Source organism: Hephaestia mangrovi (assembly GCF_019880555.1).
GTDB lineage: Bacteria > Pseudomonadota > Alphaproteobacteria > Sphingomonadales > Sphingomonadaceae > Sphingomonas > Sphingomonas mangrovi.
This window is the reverse complement of sequence record NZ_JAINVU010000008.1, coordinates 121024-138660: the sequence shown is the minus strand read 5'-3', so window position 1 is coordinate 138660 and position 17637 is coordinate 121024. Positions and strand designations below refer to the sequence as shown.

17 protein-coding genes and 1 tRNA gene are annotated in these 17637 nt (G+C 65.8%); 5 read left to right on the top strand and 13 right to left on the bottom strand.

Features of this window, described 5'->3' with window-relative positions; all coding sequences use genetic code 11:
* The 3 genes from K7G81_RS16035 to K7G81_RS16025 all read right to left on the bottom strand — a co-directional run.
* On the bottom strand, nucleotides 1-874 hold an 874-nt coding region (locus K7G81_RS16035; RefSeq protein ID WP_223031818.1), incomplete at its 3' end, for a HEPN domain-containing protein.
* A gap of 70 nt (nucleotides 875-944) precedes the next feature.
* Nucleotides 945-1214, bottom strand: coding sequence for a sigma factor-like helix-turn-helix DNA-binding protein (locus K7G81_RS16030; RefSeq protein ID WP_223031817.1), 270 nt, complete (start codon nucleotides 1212-1214; stop codon nucleotides 945-947).
* Nucleotides 1211-2101 (bottom strand): ArdC family protein, encoded by an 891-nt coding sequence (locus tag K7G81_RS16025; RefSeq protein ID WP_223031816.1) that lies wholly within the window; start codon nucleotides 2099-2101, stop codon nucleotides 1211-1213. The genes K7G81_RS16030 and K7G81_RS16025 overlap by 4 nt, the downstream gene beginning before the upstream one ends.
* Before the next feature lie 500 nt (nucleotides 2102-2601).
* Between K7G81_RS16025 and K7G81_RS16020 the strand changes: the two genes are divergently transcribed.
* Nucleotides 2602-2808: a helix-turn-helix transcriptional regulator gene (locus K7G81_RS16020; protein ID WP_223031815.1), complete on the top strand. Its 207-nt coding sequence runs from the start codon at nucleotides 2602-2604 to the stop codon at nucleotides 2806-2808.
* Nucleotides 2809-2893: 85 nt separating this feature from the next.
* Here the strand turns inward: K7G81_RS16020 and K7G81_RS16015 are convergent, their stop codons facing one another.
* The 8 genes from K7G81_RS16015 to K7G81_RS15980 form a co-directional block, all read right to left on the bottom strand.
* The gene (locus tag K7G81_RS16015) at nucleotides 2894-4123 is read right to left on the bottom strand and encodes a tyrosine-type recombinase/integrase (RefSeq protein WP_223031840.1); all 1230 of its coding nucleotides are present in this window, start codon (nucleotides 4121-4123) and stop codon (nucleotides 2894-2896) included.
* Nucleotides 4124-4290: 167 nt separating this feature from the next.
* Nucleotides 4291-4366, bottom strand: a tRNA-Val gene (locus K7G81_RS16010).
* A gap of 71 nt (nucleotides 4367-4437) precedes the next feature.
* On the bottom strand, nucleotides 4438-5397 hold the full coding sequence (locus tag K7G81_RS16005; protein ID WP_223031814.1) for a winged helix DNA-binding protein: 960 nt from the start codon (nucleotides 5395-5397) through the stop codon (nucleotides 4438-4440).
* 144 nt (nucleotides 5398-5541) lie between these two features.
* On the bottom strand, nucleotides 5542-6426 hold the full coding sequence (locus tag K7G81_RS16000; protein ID WP_223031813.1) for a hypothetical protein: 885 nt from the start codon (nucleotides 6424-6426) through the stop codon (nucleotides 5542-5544).
* Between the two features lie 34 nt (nucleotides 6427-6460).
* Complete coding sequence (locus K7G81_RS15995; RefSeq protein ID WP_223031812.1) at nucleotides 6461-7942, bottom strand: NAD(P)(+) transhydrogenase (Re/Si-specific) subunit beta; 1482 nt, start codon at nucleotides 7940-7942, stop codon at nucleotides 6461-6463.
* Between the two features lie 100 nt (nucleotides 7943-8042).
* A complete protein-coding gene (locus K7G81_RS15990) occupies nucleotides 8043-8342 on the bottom strand; it encodes an NAD(P) transhydrogenase subunit alpha part 2 (protein ID WP_223031811.1) in 300 nt (99 codons plus the stop codon).
* Between the two features lie 12 nt (nucleotides 8343-8354).
* Nucleotides 8355-9476 carry a Re/Si-specific NAD(P)(+) transhydrogenase subunit alpha gene (locus tag K7G81_RS15985; RefSeq protein ID WP_223031810.1) on the bottom strand — a complete coding sequence of 374 codons (1122 nt, stop codon included), beginning with the start codon at nucleotides 9474-9476 and terminating at the stop codon, nucleotides 8355-8357.
* Between the two features lie 13 nt (nucleotides 9477-9489).
* Nucleotides 9490-9612: an aa3-type cytochrome c oxidase subunit IV gene (locus K7G81_RS15980; protein ID WP_223031809.1), complete on the bottom strand. Its 123-nt coding sequence runs from the start codon at nucleotides 9610-9612 to the stop codon at nucleotides 9490-9492.
* Between the two features lie 182 nt (nucleotides 9613-9794).
* On the opposite strand from K7G81_RS15980, the gene K7G81_RS15975 reads away from it, so the two are divergent.
* Together K7G81_RS15975 and K7G81_RS15970 are read left to right on the top strand one after the other, a co-directional pair.
* Entirely contained in the window at nucleotides 9795-11213 is a 1419-nt protein-coding gene (locus K7G81_RS15975; RefSeq protein ID WP_223031808.1) for a sigma-54-dependent transcriptional regulator, read from the top strand.
* A gap of 89 nt (nucleotides 11214-11302) precedes the next feature.
* Complete coding sequence (locus tag K7G81_RS15970; RefSeq protein ID WP_223031807.1) at nucleotides 11303-11728, top strand: CHRD domain-containing protein; 426 nt, start codon at nucleotides 11303-11305, stop codon at nucleotides 11726-11728.
* Between the two features lie 14 nt (nucleotides 11729-11742).
* On the opposite strand, the gene purB is transcribed toward K7G81_RS15970, so the two are convergent.
* Both purB and radC read right to left on the bottom strand, forming a co-directional pair.
* Nucleotides 11743-13050 (bottom strand): adenylosuccinate lyase, encoded by a 1308-nt coding sequence (gene purB, locus K7G81_RS15965; RefSeq protein ID WP_223031806.1) that lies wholly within the window; start codon nucleotides 13048-13050, stop codon nucleotides 11743-11745.
* A gap of 378 nt (nucleotides 13051-13428) precedes the next feature.
* Nucleotides 13429-14109 (bottom strand): RadC family protein, encoded by a 681-nt coding sequence (gene radC, locus K7G81_RS15960; RefSeq protein WP_223031839.1) that lies wholly within the window; start codon nucleotides 14107-14109, stop codon nucleotides 13429-13431.
* A gap of 128 nt (nucleotides 14110-14237) precedes the next feature.
* Here radC and K7G81_RS15955 point away from each other — a divergent pair, with 128 nt between their 5' ends.
* Nucleotides 14238-17405 (top strand): intermembrane phospholipid transport YdbH family protein, encoded by a 3168-nt coding sequence (locus tag K7G81_RS15955; RefSeq protein ID WP_369412132.1) that lies wholly within the window; start codon nucleotides 14238-14240, stop codon nucleotides 17403-17405.
* Nucleotides 17402-17635: a YnbE family lipoprotein gene (locus K7G81_RS15950; RefSeq protein ID WP_255587173.1), complete on the top strand. Its 234-nt coding sequence runs from the start codon at nucleotides 17402-17404 to the stop codon at nucleotides 17633-17635. Before K7G81_RS15955 ends, K7G81_RS15950 begins: the two co-directional genes overlap by 4 nt.
* Nucleotides 17636-17637: the final 2 nt, after the last annotated feature.

Below are 17637 nucleotides of genomic sequence, written 5' to 3'. Positions count from 1 at the left end.
CTTCCTGCACCGCGCGGCCGAGTTCCTCGACGCGCTCGCCGAGCCACGTAAGCTCTTCCTCGGTGATGCGATAGTGCTTGGAGTAGCGCGCTTTCACATAGGCGTCCTTGAGCTTCTCGAACCGCGCCCGATCCTGGCGCGTGGTGCGCGGCCAGACGTGCACCAGCCGTGCGTCGAGCTTGTCGGCCTGCTTGCGCAGGAAGCCGATATTATGGACGTGCGGCGTGTAGAAGGTGCTGACCAGTAGGACGCAGTGGTAAAGTCGCTCCACGGCTTGGTGCAGCTGAAAGGCTGCTTCCTTCGGCCGGTTCTTCTCAACGTAAAACTTTGCTCCGTCCGCGTATGCGGCAGCGCTCGGAAACCACTCCTCGAAATACTCCCGCGCCATCTCCAGCGCCTGCTCGGGCGTCTTCGGCCGCGGGCTGTGCAGCGGCTTGTCGTCGGCTTGGTAGAGCGCGACGCCGTCGCGCGCGATGTCCATGAAAAAGAACCGGCCGTGCGCGAGCGCGTCGTTCACTTCCTGGAGCGTGTGGACGATGAAATTGACTGGGGTGCGCAGCGTCCTGGTAATCGTCATCTCGCGCATGAGCCGCTCGTCGGCGCGATACCAATAGGTGGCGCGGTCGGTGAGCTCGGTCTGGTTGACGATGATCAGCAGGTCGTAATCGGACTGGTAGCCCTTTTCGGTATGCGGCTCATCGACCCAGCCGCCGCGGGCGTAGCTGCCGAACAGGATAAGCTTGAGGATGCGGCCGGCCTTGCGCTTGCCGGTCGCCAGCTTGGTCGCATCTTCGAATTCTTCGAACAGGATCTCGACAACGCGCTCGAGCTCGCGCTGCTTGGCGGGCGGCAGATGGTCGAGATCGGTGCGCATCGGCAATGATCCTAACGGCATGACAGCGCAGCGAACAGCCTCGCCAGCAATGCGGGCGAGGCGGTTACAGTCATTTTGACCCTTTCCGGCTGATCCCGCGAATGAACCGCCGGCCCCGCGGCACCGCCGGTGCGTCGATCGCGTCGGCGAGCGTCGCCAGCGCTGCGGCGAAGTCGCGTTCGATCTCGTCCACGCCGACGCCGAACCGCTCGGTCAGCGCTTCATAAGTCAGACCATCGCGGGCAAGCGCAATGTAGACCGCGCGTTGCCGCTCGGGCAGCTTTGCCAGCGCTCTGACCAGCCGGCGGCGAATGCGGGCATTACCCGCCCGCGCGCTCACGCTTCCCCCTCCGGTGCGAACGCGAGCAGATAATCCGCCGCCTTGCTGGCCGCGCTGGCCGCCCGAAAGATCGCATGATCGTCGTCGCGCAGCACCTTCAGCCAGCTGGCGATGTAATCGGCATGCCGCACGGTCGGCCGGATCGCCAGCGACGCACAGGCAAACGCGCTCGCCATCTCCGCCACAAGCTCCTCGCGGGCATAATCAACACTGCCGAACCGCCCGCGTTGGTCACGGTCGAGCCGGGTCGAATGCCCGGTCCAATGGCCAAGCTCGTGAAGCGCGGTGCGATACCAGTTGATCGGCTCGCCGAACGCGGCCTGGGGCGGGACCGCGACATAGTCGCCGCCCGGCGAATAATAGGCCTCGCCGCCACCAATCCTGAAGTCCGCGCCGCTCGCTTCGATCAGCGACCGAACGACGGGCATCATCTCGGCTTCCGGCCGAACCTCAGGCGTCGTCGCCATGGCTTGGGGCAGTCCCTCGCACTGGTCGATATTGAACACGGTGAAGCGCTTCAGAAACGCAATCGTTCGCGCTTCGCGATCCTCGTCGATCGCCTTCTCTTGCTCGTCGCGGGGCGTAAAGCGATCCGCATAGCAGACCGTCGTTCCCCGCTCGCCCTTGCGGACGTTGCCGCCCGCTGCCTGCGCCTGCCGGTAGGTCAGCCAGCGCTGCGACGCGTATCGGCCTTCGATGACCGCCGCCCAAAGGATCAGCACATTGATCCCTGAATAGCGCCGCCCGGTCACCGCATTGGCGGGCATGGCGCACGGACATGCCGCGGCATCCCAAGGCTGCACCCATGGAAGCCGCCCTTCCTCCAGTTCGGCAACGACCCGCGCGGTCACTTCGGCATAGAGGCTCTGCCGCTCGCTCTTTTCCATCTTCCTTACTCCCAACCACCGCAACCGGCGCCGGAATGGCGGGGTGGGCGGCAGGAGCGGACCGGCAGGCCCGCACGAGCGGCGGGCAGCACCCAAAGGGCCGTAACGAAGAGGAGGACCCGCGTAGCGGGTTGCGGCACGCCGCGGCGGGCCTAACGGGTAGCGACGCCCACCTCGCCAGATCGACGCGCGGTCAGCGCCAGACGCCACCCGCCGACGCGGGTGTCCCCATGCCGGGGCGCAGCACCGGCCAAAGCGTCACGCGATCGTCATCCGCATGGACCGGGACGCGCCAGCGGCCCGGCGGCGCGCAGCGACGTAGAGCGCGGTCACGCCATCGGCGGGAGACGCCGAAGTTACCTCGGTAGGAAAGCCAAGGGTACCTTTGTGATGCACCCCGGTACTCGTCCGGTGACGCCGGAGCTCGGCCCCCTTGTGCCAGCGACAAGAGGGCCAATTCTGCCTGTCGGACCTCACCACAGACCAGATTGGATCACGACATGACCGACACGCCCGATCGCATTCTCCGGCTGAACACGGTGCTCGATCGCACCGGCCTCAGCCGCTCGACGCTTTACCGCAAGATCGAGGCGGGGACGTTTCCTCGCCAGGTACGGATCGCTGCGCGCTGCGCCGGCTGGCGGGAGTCAGCGATCAACGAATGGATGCGCAATCCGATATGCTACGAAAGCAGCACACAGCCGTGATCAGCTCTGAAGTTGTCGACTTGTTGCGAGCAACGCGATGACGCTCGATGTCAGGCCTGACCGGGAGCCAACTCACCATAGGCGATTAGCGAATCGCCGCCCTGGTAAAACTGCCCTCGATTATATCGCCGCCCGCTTTCAGCTGATCGAGATAGTCGGACCACCACTGAGCCATTTCTACGCGCTCTCGCCAATGAGCTCCGCGGTGATAGGCGGATCGCACTCGATCGGCATCACCGTGCGCCAACGCGCGCTCGATCGCGTCGGCGGACCAGCGACCTGACTCGTTGAGCAACGTGCTCGCCATTGCTCGAAAGCCATGGGCAGTCATTTCGTCGCCGGAGAACCCGAGACGCCGAAGCCCGGCGTTGATGGTATTCTCGCTCATCGGACGCTGCGGCGTCCGGATCGATGGAAAAACATAGCCGGTCGGGCCCGAAATTTCGGCGATCTTCTTGAACAGGGCGCTCGATTGCCGCGACAGAGGGACATGATGCGGTCGCCGCATCTTCATTTTCTCTATCGGGATAGACCAGACCGCGGCGTCGAGGTCGACCTCCCGCCATTCGGCATGACGCATTTCGCCGGGCCGAACGAAGACGTGGGGCGCCAGCTGCAAGGCCAGCTTCGTCAGCTCATAACCTTCATAACCGTCGATTGCTCGAAGCAATCCGCCGGCACCCTCGGGATCGATGATCGCGCCGAAGTGCTTCGACTGGGGTGCGGTCAGCGCGCCGCGTAGATCGCGCGTCGGGTCGGCCGGGACGCGAGCGGTCGCAACGGCGTAGCGGAATACGCGACCGGTCAACTGCAACACCCGCCGCGCGGTTTCGTAATTGCCCTTGGCCTCGATCTTGCGGAGGGCCGCGAGGATCTCCAGCGTCGTGATTTCCGAGACAGGCAGGCGGGAGATCGCTGGACCCAAGCGAGAGATGTAATATTTGCTCTTCTCCAACGTAGCCGCAGACATCCCCTCTCGGTCTCGCTTTTCGAGAAACTCCGCGGCGACCTCGCCAAAGCTGCTGCCAGCGGTGCTCCAGGCACGAAGTTTCGCAAGCTGCTTTTCTCGGGAGGGGTCCTTGCCCATAGCAAGTTGAGCGCGTGCCTCGTCGCGCCGCTTTCGAGCCTCGCTCAAAGAAACGTAGGGGTAGAGACCGATCGAAAGCTTTTTCTCACGACCCTGGAATCGGTATTTTTGGTGCCAGTACTTCCTGCCAGTTGGCTGAACCTGGATGTACAATCCTGCAAAGTCGCCAAGCTTGTATGGCTTATCGCGCGGCTTGGCGTTTCTTATCGCGAAATCTGTCAACGGCATCGTGGGGGCCTTTTTCAAAAAAAGGTCCATCCCGAAGCCCCCAATCCACCCCAAAAACGGCGAGATTTGATGGAATGTGCTAGGACCCAATGGACCTTACACTCCGTAAAATACCGCAGATTTCCGGGGGTTTCAAGGATTTCTCAAGCGTTTTTGGAACGCTAAAATGGTGGGCGGTGACGGTCTCGAACCGCCGACCCTCTCGGTGTAAACGAGATGCTCTACCAACTGAGCTAACCGCCCGCGCTTGCGGAAGTCGCGTCATAGCGCCGTTTTCGCGATGAGCAAGCGTACGACGATGCCGCTGGCGCGGCTCAGGCGATCGCGAGGCCGGCTTCCCGAACGGCGCGACAATAGAAGTGCATTCCCTGCCGCGCCTTTTCGGTCAGCATCATGAACGCGCGGCGGCGATCGAACGGATCGGGGCGACGCTCGAACAGCCCCGCTTCGGTCATCTTGCCGATCCAGCGTAGCGCGGTGGTCGGCGCGACGGCGGCCGCGATGCACAGGCTCGACACGGATACGCCGCGATCCTCGAGTTCGGCCGCGAACAGGTCGAGCAGCATGTCCCAACCCGGATCCTCGACCAGCGTCGCCGGGAAGAATTGCTCACGCAGCCGTCGCGAGCGGATCGCACGGCGCACGTCCTGGGGATCGACGGGACGCGGCTGGGTGGCGGGCGTGGCCGCATAGCCCGTCCGGCGGTCGCCGAGCATATCGGGCCGCTCGGCCGCGTCGCCGTCGTCGCGCGAGGCGAGCCGCGCTAGCGTCTGCGCGATCCGTGCGACTTCCTCGTTGAGGCGGCGCAACCGCTCGCTCTCCGCTTCGCGCAGCGAATCGGCAAGCTGGGTGCTGGCAATACCCGCGACGCTCAGCGCGGCGACGCGATCGGTCAAGCCAGGCGTGCAGAGCCATTGTACGTGTGTGCCGAACAAGCTGGCGGTGACGCGATCGATCTGTGCCTGATCCAGCGCGACGACGATCCGCGCGTCGGTGGCGCGTGCCAGTGTGTCGAGGCGCGGCAGCACGTCATCGAGTTGGTCGTCGCTGGCCGATTCTGCTTCGACCAGGATCACGTCGACCACAGCATGGTCGCCCAGCCGCGCAGGCGCCTCATCCCAACCGATGCGCCCGATCGAGCGGGCGCTTGCCGCTTCGATCGCGCGGCACGCTTCATCACCGCCGACACCGCGATCGGCCATGATCAGCACGTTGGCGGGCCGCGCGCCGGGGTTGGCGAAGCTGAAATCGTCGGACAGGCTGCTATCGTTCATGGTGCGACACCCCCGGTTCGTGATTTGCCCAATTTACGCATACCGCCGTTTCGGGCCGGGTGAAGTGCCTCCATTGTCGAGCGAAACACGACGGTAGCCGATCTGGGGCTGCGACGATTCATCCGAAACGGATGAATTTGCCGGTCAATCGAATATCGCCGCTTCGCCGTCGCCGTTCCCGGTAAGCTCGACTGCGGCGGTCGCCACCATGCCGCCGCCGAGCGCCAGCCCGATCGCATAGACCGCGCCACCGACCAGCCACATCGCGATCATCGCCGGACCGGGATGAAGCGTCCGCGCCAATTGCGCCTGCGCAATCGCGTTCATCCGCTGCGGATCGCCGCTCGCGTGCATCATATCGACCAGATAGCTGCCGAACATCGGCCAGAAGACGATCATCGAAAGCAAGCTGATGACCAGCGTGCCGACCAGATACGCGCCGAACAAGGTCCAGAACCGTCCCGCGGTCAGCCGCCACGCTTCGCCGATCGTGATCCGCCCGCGCATGATGGTAAGCGGAAAGGCGATCGACAGCCGCACCTCCAGCCAAAGCGCGGCGCAGCCCAGCGCGATGAACAAGATGACGCTGAGCACGACCACTGCCGCCTGAGTGCCCATCGCGTAGCCGATCACCCCCACCAGCAGGGCGATCAACAGCGATGCGATCACCATCGCGACGACCGCGACGATCCCCAGCAGGAGCGCCAGCCCGATCAGCCGCAATTCGTCCATGCCGAGTCGCAGATAGGCGAAACGGCTCTGGTCCGGCCTGATAACGGCGCGGAAGATCGCCGCGAAGATCACCGTCATGACCACCAGCAGCAACAGGTCGTACAGCCAGATCATGCCCATGATCGGACGCATCGCCTCGAAATCGGGGGGCGTTGCGGCCAGTGTGCTCATCGCCGGAGTGACGAACGCCAGCCCGAGCAGCGCCGCCGCGAGGTAAAGGGCACCCCATATCGCCACCGCGCCGGGACGCGTGCGGATCAGCCCGAAACCGCCGCGCAGGATCGATCCTACCGTCATGAAATACCCCCTTGGTTGTGGATCGATCCCCCGATCAATCCAGCGCCTTCACGATCTCCTCGCACATCTTCTTGGCGTCGGAGAGCAACATCATGGTGTTGTCGCGATAGAACAGCTCATTGTCGACGCCGGCATAGCCGACCCCGCCCATGCTACGCTTGACGAACAGCACCGTCTTGGCCTTCTCGACGTCGAGTACCGGCATCCCGTAAATCGGCGAGGACTTGTCGGTCTTCGCCGCCGGATTGGTGACGTCGTTGGCGCCGATCACGAACGCCACGTCGGTCTGCGCGAATTCCGAATTGATGTCCTCCAGCTCGAACACCTCGTCATAGGGCACATTGGCCTCGGCCAGCAGCACATTCATGTGCCCCGGCATGCGCCCCGCGACCGGATGGATCGCGTATTTGACGCGTACGCCCTCCGCCTTGAGCTTGTCGGCCATTTCCCTGAGCGCGTGCTGGGCCTGCGCCACCGCCATGCCATAGCCGGGGACGATGATCACCTGCTCGGCCTGGCTCATCAGGAATGCGGCGTCGTCGGCCGATCCGCGCTTCCACGGCCGGTCGATCGCCGCAGCGCCGCCGGCGTCCGCCACCGCGCCGAACCCGCCGGCGATCACGCTGACGAAGCTGCGGTTCATCGCCTTGCACATGATGTAGGAAAGGATCGCGCCCGACGAGCCCACCAGCGCGCCGGTGATGATCATCGCGGTGTTGTGCAGCGTGAACCCCATCGCCGCCGCTGCCCAGCCCGAATAGCTGTTGAGCATCGAGATCACGACCGGCATGTCCGCCCCGCCGATCGGGATGATGAGCAGGAAGCCGATCAGGAACGACAGAACGACGATCGGCACGAACACCGTCGCCGCGTCGGTCGCCGCAGTGAAATAGCCGATCAGCGCCAGGATCGCGACGATTACGAGCAGGTTGATCGCGTGGCGCGCCGGCAGCAGGATCGGCTTGCCCGACATGTTGCCGTTGAGCTTCGCAAACGCGATCACCGAGCCCGAAAAGGTGATCGCGCCGATCGCCACGCCCAGCCCCATCTCGATCCGGCTGACGGTTAGCACGTGCCCCGCCGCATCGGCGATGCCGAACGCTGACGGATTGAGCCACGCCGCGCACCCCACCAGCACCGCTGCCAGCCCGATCAGCGAGTGGAACGCCGCGACGAGCTGCGGCATCGCCGTCATCGCGATGCGGCGGGCGATGGTGAGTCCGATCCCGGCACCGATCGCGATGGCGACGAGGATTTCGATCACCGTCGTCCAGTCGATCATCGGCGAATCGAGAATCGCGCAGCGCCCGAGGCCGAGCGGGCAGCCGTTCATCGCCATCGGCACGTGCGTCACCAGCGTCGTGATGATCGCCACGCCCATGCCGATCATGCCGAAGCGATTGCCCTTGCGGCTGCTCTCCGGGCTCGACAGGCCGCGCAGCGCGAGGATGAAGCACACGCCCGCGACCAGATAGGCCAGCGCCACCCAGGGATTCACCGGTGCTGCGTGCTCCACTGTCCTCTGTCCCCTTCCGTCACCCCAGGCTTGACCCAGGGTCCCGCTGTTATCCCGCCCCCGAAGAAGCGGGGCCCCGGCTCGCGGCCGAGGTGATGAGTTACTTCTGTCCGGCCGCCGGCCGTTCCTTCTTCTTGTACATCGCCAGCATCCGCTGGGTGACCGCGAAGCCGCCGAAGATGTTGACGCTCGCCAGCGTAACCGCCGCCAGCCCGAGCCATTTCGATGTCGCACTGCCTGCCGCCGCGCTGGCGATCAGTGCGCCGACGATAATCACCGAGGAAATCGCATTGGTCACCGCCATCAACGGCGTGTGCAGCGCCGGCGTCACCGACCACACGACGTAATAGCCGACGAACACCGCCAGCACGAAGATCGACAGGATCGAGATGAAGTCCATGTTCTTCCTCCGTCAGCCGTTCAGGCGCGCGTTGACCACCTTGCCGCCTTGGGTGAGCCGCACCGCATCGCCGATCTCCTCGTCGAGCACCGGCTTACCCTGCTCCTTGTCCCAGAATGCGGAGAGGAAATTGAACAGGTTGCGCGCGTAGAGCGCCGAAGCGTCGGCGGCGAGGCGGCTCGGCACGTTGCGGTGGCCGACGATCTTCACGCCGTGTTTCTCGATCACCTCGCCGGCGACCGCGCCTTCGACATTGCCACCCTGCTCCACGGCGAGATCGACGATCACGCTGCCCGGCCGCATCGTCGCGATCTGCGCGTCGGCGATCAGCCGCGGCGCGGGCTTGCCGGGGATCAGCGCGGTGGTAATCACCACGTCCTGCTTGGCGATGTGCGAGGAGACGAGTTCGGCCTGCGCCTTCCTGTATTCGTCACTCATCTCACCGGCATAGCCGCCCGAGCCCTCGCCCTCGATGCCCGCGACCGCCTCGACGAACACCGGCTTGGCGCCGAGGCTCTGAATCTGCTCCCTGGTCGCCGAGCGCACGTCGGTGGCCGAGACTTGCGCACCCAGCCGCCGCGCGGTGGCAATCGCCTGCAAACCCGCGACGCCGACGCCCATCACGAACACCCGCGCGGCGGATACGGTGCCGGCCGCGGTCATCATCATCGGGAAGGCGCGGCCATATTCGGCCGCCGCGTCGAGCACCGCCTTGTAGCCGGCGAGGTTCGATTGCGAGGACAGCACGTCCATCGATTGCGCACGGGTGATGCGCGGCATGAAATCCATCGCCAGCGCCTCGATGCCCGCAGCGGCATAGGCATCGATCCGGGCGCGCTCGCCGAACGGGTTGAGGATGGCCACCAGCCAGGCACCCTGTTTGGCACCGGCGAGGCTGGCCGGATCGGGGCCTTGCGCGGCGAGGATGATATCGGCGTCCTTCAGAATGCCCGCGCGATCGGCAACCGTCGCGCCGGCGGCTTCATAATCACCGTCAGCGACTGACGACGCGGTCCCGGCGCCGCGCTCGACCGCGATTTCGGCGCCGAGCGCGGAGAATTTCTTGACGGTTTCAGGCGTCGCGGCAACGCGCTTTTCGCCCGGGGCGGATTCCTTGACGACCGCGATCTTCACCCGCGGCAACCGCTCACGAGATCAGCCAGATGACGAAAAAGGCGATGAAGAAACAGCCCACCGCGCCCCATTTCAGCAGCCCCATGATGCTGTGATAGGTCGCTTCATGCGCCTTCATGTCGCCGCTTTCGGCCATGGCTCCTCACTTTCCCCGTTTATTTTGCGGGGACTTTAGCCAGCGCCCCCGTTTCGCTCAAGCGGCTTGTTCGTCCTTCCAAGAAGCCGCGTCGGCGCGTCCCGGGTCGGGCGCGCTTAAGAAGCCGTTTACCCTTTCCGCCTATGTTTCGTCTCAAACCGGGACGAAATGGGGATCTGTTCATGACTCGCAACGGCCAGCGCTTGCTGATGCTGATCGACGACGAGCCGGCGCAGCGCCGCCTCGTTTCCGCGCTCGCCGCGCGGGGCGGATGGCGTTCGATATTCGCCGGCGACGGCGAGATGGCGATCGCGACGCTGGGCACCCAGGACGGGATGCAGCTCGATGCGATCATCCTCGATCACTGGACGCCAGACGCCGATGCCGCTGGGCTGATCGCCGAGCTGCGGTCGCGCCGCCCCGCTCTGCCGGTGCTGATGTTGACCGCCAACGGCTCGGTCGCCCAGGCAGTCGACGCGATGCGCGCCGGCGCCACCGATTTCCTGGTCAAGCCGCTCGCGCCCGAGCGCCTGCTCGCCGCGCTCGAAGCCGCGGTCGGCGGCAAGGCGGCGGGTGAGTTGAGGCCGCTTACCGAAAAGATCCCGGCCGCGCTCGGTTTCGACGAAATCGTTGGTTCCGAGCCGATGTTCCGCGCCGCGCTGGCGATCGCGGCCAAGGCCGCGCGCGCACGCGTGCCGGTGCTGATCGAGGGCGAAAGCGGCGTTGGCAAGGAGGTCGTGGCCGAGGCGATTCACGCCGCCAGCCCGCGCTCGAAGAAGCCGATGATCACGGTAAATTGCGGTGCGATTCCCGCGAATCTGGTCGAATCGGAACTGTTCGGCCACGAAAAGGGGGCTTTCACCGGGGCGTTCGAGCGGAAGATCGGGCGGATTCAGGAAGCCGAGGGCGGCACCCTGTTCATCGATGAGATCGGCGAGATGCCGCTCGACGCCCAGGTCAAGCTGTTGCGGCTGCTGCAATCGAGCGAAGTCCATCCGATCGGCGCCCGCCATGCCAGCCAGATCGACGTCCGCGTGATCGCCGCGACCAACAAGAAGCTGCTCGACGAGGTCGAGGCCGGGCGTTTCCGCGAGGATCTCTATTATCGCCTGAACGTCGTGACGGTGACGATCCCGCCGCTGCGCGAACGCACCGGCGACATCCCGGCGCTTGCGCGTCATTTGCTCGCCCGGATCGCGCGCCAGCCGGGCCTGCGTCCGATGGGCATCACCGACGAGGCGCTGCAGCTGCTCGCCAGCTACGATTGGCCCGGCAACGTCCGCCAATTGCAGAACGCCTTGTTCCGCGCCGCCATCCTGTGCGAGGCGCCCGCGCTGACGCGCGAGGATTTTCCGCAGATCGCCGCGCTGGAAGGCAAGCAATCGGAACGCGACGGCCGGGCGATCGTCACCGGAAGCGGCGTCACCCTGTTCCAGGCCGACGGCAACCTGCGCGCGCTCGAGGAGATCGAGGCCGATGTCATCCGCCTCGCGATCGGCCATTATCGCGGCCGCATGACCGAAGTCGCCCGCCGCCTCGGCATCGGGCGCTCGACGCTCTACCGCAAGCTCGGCGAACTCGGTATCGACAACGCGGCGTGACCCTTCGCCGCGGCAGTGCGCTTGCATCGCGTGGCTCATGATGGCCTGATGGCGCTGACGCCGACTCGGCGCCCAAAGGGAGACTGCAGATGAAGCTGCCACTCGCTGCACTGGCGGTGGGCGTTCTGGCGATGGGCACGGCCAGCCCGCTACGCGCCGAGACGATCCACTATGCGACCACGCTGACGGGCGCGTCCGAAGTGCCGCCCAACGATACCAGCGGCACCGGCACGGTGGAGGCCGATCTCGATACCGCCACGCGCACGTTCACCTACACCATCAGCTATTCGGGCCTCACCGGCCCGGCGGTCGCCGCGCATTTCCACGGGCCGGCCGCGCCGGGAAGCAATGCGCCGCCGATCATCAAGATCGAGAATCTCGCCAGCCCGATCAAGGGTAGCGCGGTGCTGACCGCCGACCAGATGGCCGACCTCAAGGCGGGCAAATGGTATTTCAACGTCCACACCAAGGCGCATCCCGGTGGCGAGATCCGCGGCCAACTGACGACGCCCTGACGCGGGACGAAGGATCAGGCGGCCTCGCCGAATACGCGGGCGAAGATCGTATCGACGTGCTTGAAATGGTAATCGAGGTCGAAGCGGGCGTCGATTTCCTCCGGGGATAGCGCGGCGGTGACGTCGGGATCGGCCTTGAGCAACTCGGCGAGGCTAAGTGCGCCGTCCGATTCCCACACTTTCATCGCGTTGCGCTGAATCAGGCGATAGGCATTTTCGCGGCTGACGCCGGCTTGGGTCAGCGCCAGCAGCACGCGCTGCGAATTGGTGAGGCCGCCCATCCGGTCGAGATTCTTCTGCATCCGCGCAGGGTAGACGACCAGCTTGTCGATCACGCCGGTAAGTCGCGCGAGCGCGAAATCGAGCGTGATCGTCGCGTCAGGCCCGATGAACCGCTCGACCGACGAATGCGAAATGTCGCGCTCGTGCCACAGCGCGACATTCTCCAGCGCCGGAGTGACATAGCCGCGCACCATGCGGGCCAGACCGGTGAGGTTCTCGGTCAGCACCGGATTGCGCTTGTGCGGCATGGCGCTCGAGCCCTTCTGGCCGGGCGAGAAATATTCCTCGGCCTCGAGCACCTCGGTGCGCTGCAGGTGGCGAACCTCGGTCGCCAGCCGCTCGATCGACGAGGCGATCACCCCCAGCGTCGCGAAGAACATCGCGTGGCGATCGCGCGGGATGACCTGGGTCGAGACCGGCTCGACGGTGAGGCCCATTTTTTCGGCGACATGCGCCTCGACGCGCGGATCGATATTGGCGAACGTCCCCACCGCGCCCGAGATCGCGCAGGTGGCGACGTCGGCGCGCGCCGCGACCAGGCGGGCGCGGTTGCGATCGAACTCGGCATAGGCTTGCGCGAGCTTGAGCCCGAAGGTGACGGGTTCCGCATGGATGCCGTGGCTGCGGCCGATCGTCGGCGTGTATTTATGCTCGAGCGCGCGGCGCTTGATCGCGGCGAGCAGCGCATCGAGGTCTTCCAGCAGGATATCCGAGGCGCGGGCCAGTTGCACCGCGAGACAGGTATCGAGCACGTCGGAACTCGTCATCCCCTGGTGCATGAAGCGCGCCGGCTCGCCGACATGTTCGGCGACGTTGGTCAGGAAGGCGATGACGTCATGCTTCACTTCGGCTTCAATGGCATCGATCCGCTCGACCTCGAACGCGCCTTTCTCCCAGATCGCCTTGGCGGCTGCCTTGGGCACGACGCCGAGTTCGGCGAGCGCATCGGTCGCATGAGCCTCGATTTCGAACCAGATGCGAAAGCGGCTTTCCGGCGTCCAGATGTCGGTCATTGCCGGCCGGGCGTAGCGGGGGACCATCGGCTGTTTCCTTGGAAGGCGATTTTCGGGTCGTCGCAAATCCGTCACGGACCCGCGTCGAGCCGCGCGGTAGCAGGGACGAGCCGCTGCGGCAAACCGATCCACATCAGGTCCAAACCGGCTCGTCGCGTGTTATGGCTCGAACAAATCGGCACGTCGGCTAGAAGGACAGCAGCGGCGATGCCGGAATTGGGCGGGGGACGGCGTTCGCGCCGATCCCGTTCGTGTCGAAGGTCCGTTTTGTACGGTCACTACGGACGTACGGTCCTTCGACCGGCCGCCGGATCGCCCCCCGGTCCGGCGGCCGTCATTTGAGTTTGCGACGGCACCAGCCCGCCCCTCGGCCGTCCGGGGAGCGGGCTGGTTCTTTTTGCGGGCCTAAATCAGCCCCATCGCACGCAGGCTCGAATGGCCCTGCGTGCCGATGATGATATGATCGTGGACAGCGATGTTGAGGCGCTTGCCCGCCTCGATGATACCGCGCGTCAGGTCGATATCGGCGCGACTCGGCGAGGGATCGCCGCTCGGGTGGTTGTGCACGAGGATCAGCGAGGCCGAACTCAGGTCGATCGCGCGGCGGATCACTTCGCGGACGTGCACGGCCGCCTCGTCGATCGAGCCTTCACTGATCTTCTCGTCGCGAATCAGCATGTTGCGCGTGTTGAGATGGAGCACGCGGACGCGCTCGATCGGATGATGGGCCATATCGGCGCGGAGATAATCGAGCAGCGCCTGCCAGTTGGACAGCACCGGCTTCCCGGCGACCTCGGCCCGCAGCAGCCGCAGCGCCGCCGCTTGCGCGATCTTGAGCGCGGCGATCCCGGCGTCCCCCATGCCGTCAACGCGACGCAATGCCTCGGCATCGGCCGTGAGCAGCCCGGCAATGCCGCCGAACTCGGTAAGCAGGCGCTTGGCGAGCGGCTTGGTGTCGATTCGCGGGATCGCCAGCATCAACAGATATTCGATCAGCTCGTGGTCGAGCAGCCCGTCGCCGCCGCTCTCGATCAGCCGCGTGCGCAACCGCATGCGATGGCCGGCGTTGGGGTTGGCGTCCTTCATCGGGATCGTGATTAGGCGAGCGCCCTTCACCGCGCAATTGCGCCTGCGTTCATCTTGCCTATGCTTGAAGGGCTTGCCGACCGGCGCGATGTCCTGCGCCGCCAGAACCCAGGGGAGAAACTGACGGCGTGACGCCTGCAAGCGAGGAGGAGACGATCGACGCCGCGGGAGCGCCCCGAGCACGGCGTGCCGGGCGGTTGGCCGGCGTCGCCTTGCTGGCGGTCGCCGTCGTGATCGGTGGCGTGTGGATTGAGCGCAAGCCGATCGCCTCGCACGTCGTCGACAAGACGTTGGCCGCGAAAGGCGTGGCGGCGAGCTACCACATCGACGATCTCGGGCTCGGCCGCCAGCGGCTCACCGATCTCGTTATCGGCGATCCCGCGCATCCCGATCTCGTCGCCGACTGGGTCGAGGTGCATACCACGCTCGGACTACATGGCGCGCATGTCACCGGGCTCAGTGCCGGACACGTACGATTGCGCGGGCGGCTGGTCGATGGCCACCTGTCGCTCGGCGCCCTCGACCACCTGCTGCCCGTGCCTTCGGGCAAGCCATTCGTGCTGCCGCATCTCAACGTCGCGGTTCAGGACGGGCGCATGCACCTCGAGACGCCCGCTGGTGTCGTCGGGCTCAAGGTGACGGGCAGCGGCGTGCTAGACGACGGCTTTTCGGGCAATCTCGCGGCAGTGTCGGCGAAGCTGGCGATTGGGCCGTGCGTCGCGGATCGGGTCGCGGCAACCGTGGCGATCCACATCGCTGATGCGCAGCCCCACCTCGCCGGCCCCCTGCGCGCCGGGCAGCTTATCTGCGGCGACGCCGCGATGCACGGGGCCAGCGTCGATCTCGACGCCACGCTCGGCGACCGGCTCGATCGTTGGCAAGGCAAGGCGAAGCTGGCGCTCGCCTCGCTCCACGCGGCGCAGGGGCGGATGGAAAAGCTCGCCGGCACCGTGTCGTTCGACGGATCGGCGCAGCGCACCGGCGGCAGCCTCGATCTCGACGCGTCGGAATTTGCCGGCGGCGGGCTGACCGGCGGCGCGCTGCATCTCGCCGGCGGCTATCGCGTCGAACCGCCGTTCGTTGGCTTCCAGGGACGGGCGTCGGCTGATGACGCCGCGCTGTCGCGTGCGGCGGTTGCGCGGATTGCTGCCTTCGGCGCGAGCGGCGCCGGGACGCCAGTCGGCCCGCTTGCCGCGCAGCTCGCCAAGGCAGGCGCGGCGGCTGCGCGATCGATTTCGCTCGATGCCGATGTCGTCGCGCTGCAATCGAAACGCGGCGGCCGGATCGGGGTGTCGCGCCTCGTGCTCAATTCGGCAAGCGGGGCTCATGCGTCATTATCGGACGGCGACGGCGTCATCTACGATTGGCCGGACAGCGGCGTGCGGATCGATGGCCTGCTCGCGCTGGCTGGCGGCGGGCTGCCCGAGGCGGCGATCCGCCTGTCGCAGCCGCGCGCGCGCGCGCCGGTGACGGGCAGCGCGATCATTCGCCCCTATGCCGCCGGCGGCGCAATGCTGGCGCTGACCCCCGTCACCTTTACCGCGAGCCCGTCGGGCGCGACGCGCTTCTCGACGGTCGTGACGCTGACCGGGCCGATCGGCACCAACGGCCGGCTCGATCGGGGCCGGTTGGCAATCGATGGCCGCTGGGACGGCGACAAGCGCGTCCTGATCGATCCGGATTGCGCGGCGGCCGGGTTCGACCGGCTGGTCGTCTCGGGGCTCGATCTCGGCAAGACCGCGACGCATCTGTGCCCGCGTGGCGGCGCGTTGCTGGCGATCGATGGCAATCGCGTCGCCGGCGGCGCCCGGCTGGCGGCAACACATCTCGCCGGGCGACTTGGCGGTTCGCCGCTGTCGCTGGATCTTTCCGGCGGCGACATCGCGCTCGCCGACCGCGGCTTCGCGCTGCAGCAGGTCGCGATCAAGCTCGGCCCGGCTGACAAGCAGACGCGGCTCGACATGGCGACACTCGACGGCCGGATCGCGGGCGGCGGGATTTCAGGCACCTTCAGCGACGGCGGCGGACAGATCGCCAACGTGCCGCTGGTGATGTCCAGGGCCGATGGCGACTGGCGCTTCGCCGATGGCGTGCTCGACGTGACCGGCGGCCTGACCGTCGCCGATGCGGCGGCATCGCCGCGGTTCAATCCGCTCGACAGCAAGGATGTCGCGCTCAAGCTCGCCGGCAACGTCATCACCGCGACCGCCACGCTGGCCAATCCGGACAGCGGCGTGAAAGTAACCGACGTATCGATCCGTCACGATCTCGGCAGCGGCGAGGGCCATGCCGATCTCGCGGTGCCGGGGATCGCGTTCGACAAGGGCTTCCAGCCCGACAAGCTGACCCCACTGACCTTCGGCGTGATTGCCGACGTGCAGGGCAGCATCAAGGGTGAGGGGCATATCGCCTGGTCGCCGGATGGCGTCTCGAGCACCGGCACCTTCGCCACCAAGGGCACCAACCTCGCCGCCGCGTTCGGCCCGGTCACGGGGCTCAGCACCACCATTCACTTCACCGATCTGCTCAACATGGTCAGCGCGCCCGATCAGGTGGCGACGGTCGATGCGATCAATCCCGGCGTCGAGGTCGACGACGGCGAGATTCATTACCAGACGCAGTCGAGCACGCAGGTCAGGGTGCTGGGGGCCGAATGGCCGTTTTCCGGCGGCACGCTGACACTGCGGCCGACGCTGCTCGATTTTTCGGAAGGCAAGGCGCGGCGGCTGACGTTCGACGTCAAGGGAATGGATGCCGCGCAGTTCATCCAGAAATTCGATTTCAAGAATCTCGACGCGAGCGGCGTGTTCGACGGCACCCTGCCGATGGTGTTCGATGTAAACGGCGGGCGCATCGAGAACGGCCATCTTACGGTGCGGCAAAGCGGCGGCACGATCGCATATGTCGGCGATCTTTCTCAGAAGGATCTCGGCACCTGGGGCAATATGGCGTTCCAGGCGCTGAAATCGCTCCGATACGATAGCCTCGACATCACGATGAACGGGCCGCTCGCCGGCGAGATGGTGACCCAGGTGAAGTTCGCCGGCATCCACCAGGGCGCCGGCACGCACGCCAACTTCCTCGTCAAGCGGCTGATGCACCTGCCGTTCGTGTTCAACGTCACGATTCACGCGCCCTTCCGTCAGCTCATCACGTCGGTGCAGTCATTCTACGATCCCAACAGCCTGCCCAAGGACAAGATCAAGGAACTGCTCGACCAGGAGCAGCAGCAATCCGAGCGGACAACGCCAGCAAAACCGCCCATTCAGCCCACCGAAAGCGAGACTGTGCCATGAAGAATCCCGTATTGACGAACGGCGCCGGGGTTACGACCAAGGTAGCCATGAGGAGCATGGTGATTGCAGCGATGATGGGCACGAGCGGGCTGCTCGGCGGATGTGTGACGGTCAACGCGCCGACCAAGCCGATCCAGATCGATCTCAACATCAACGTGACGCAACAGGTGGTTTACCGGCTCGATAGCGAGGCAAAATCGGTGATCCAGCAGAATCCGGGGATTTTCTGATG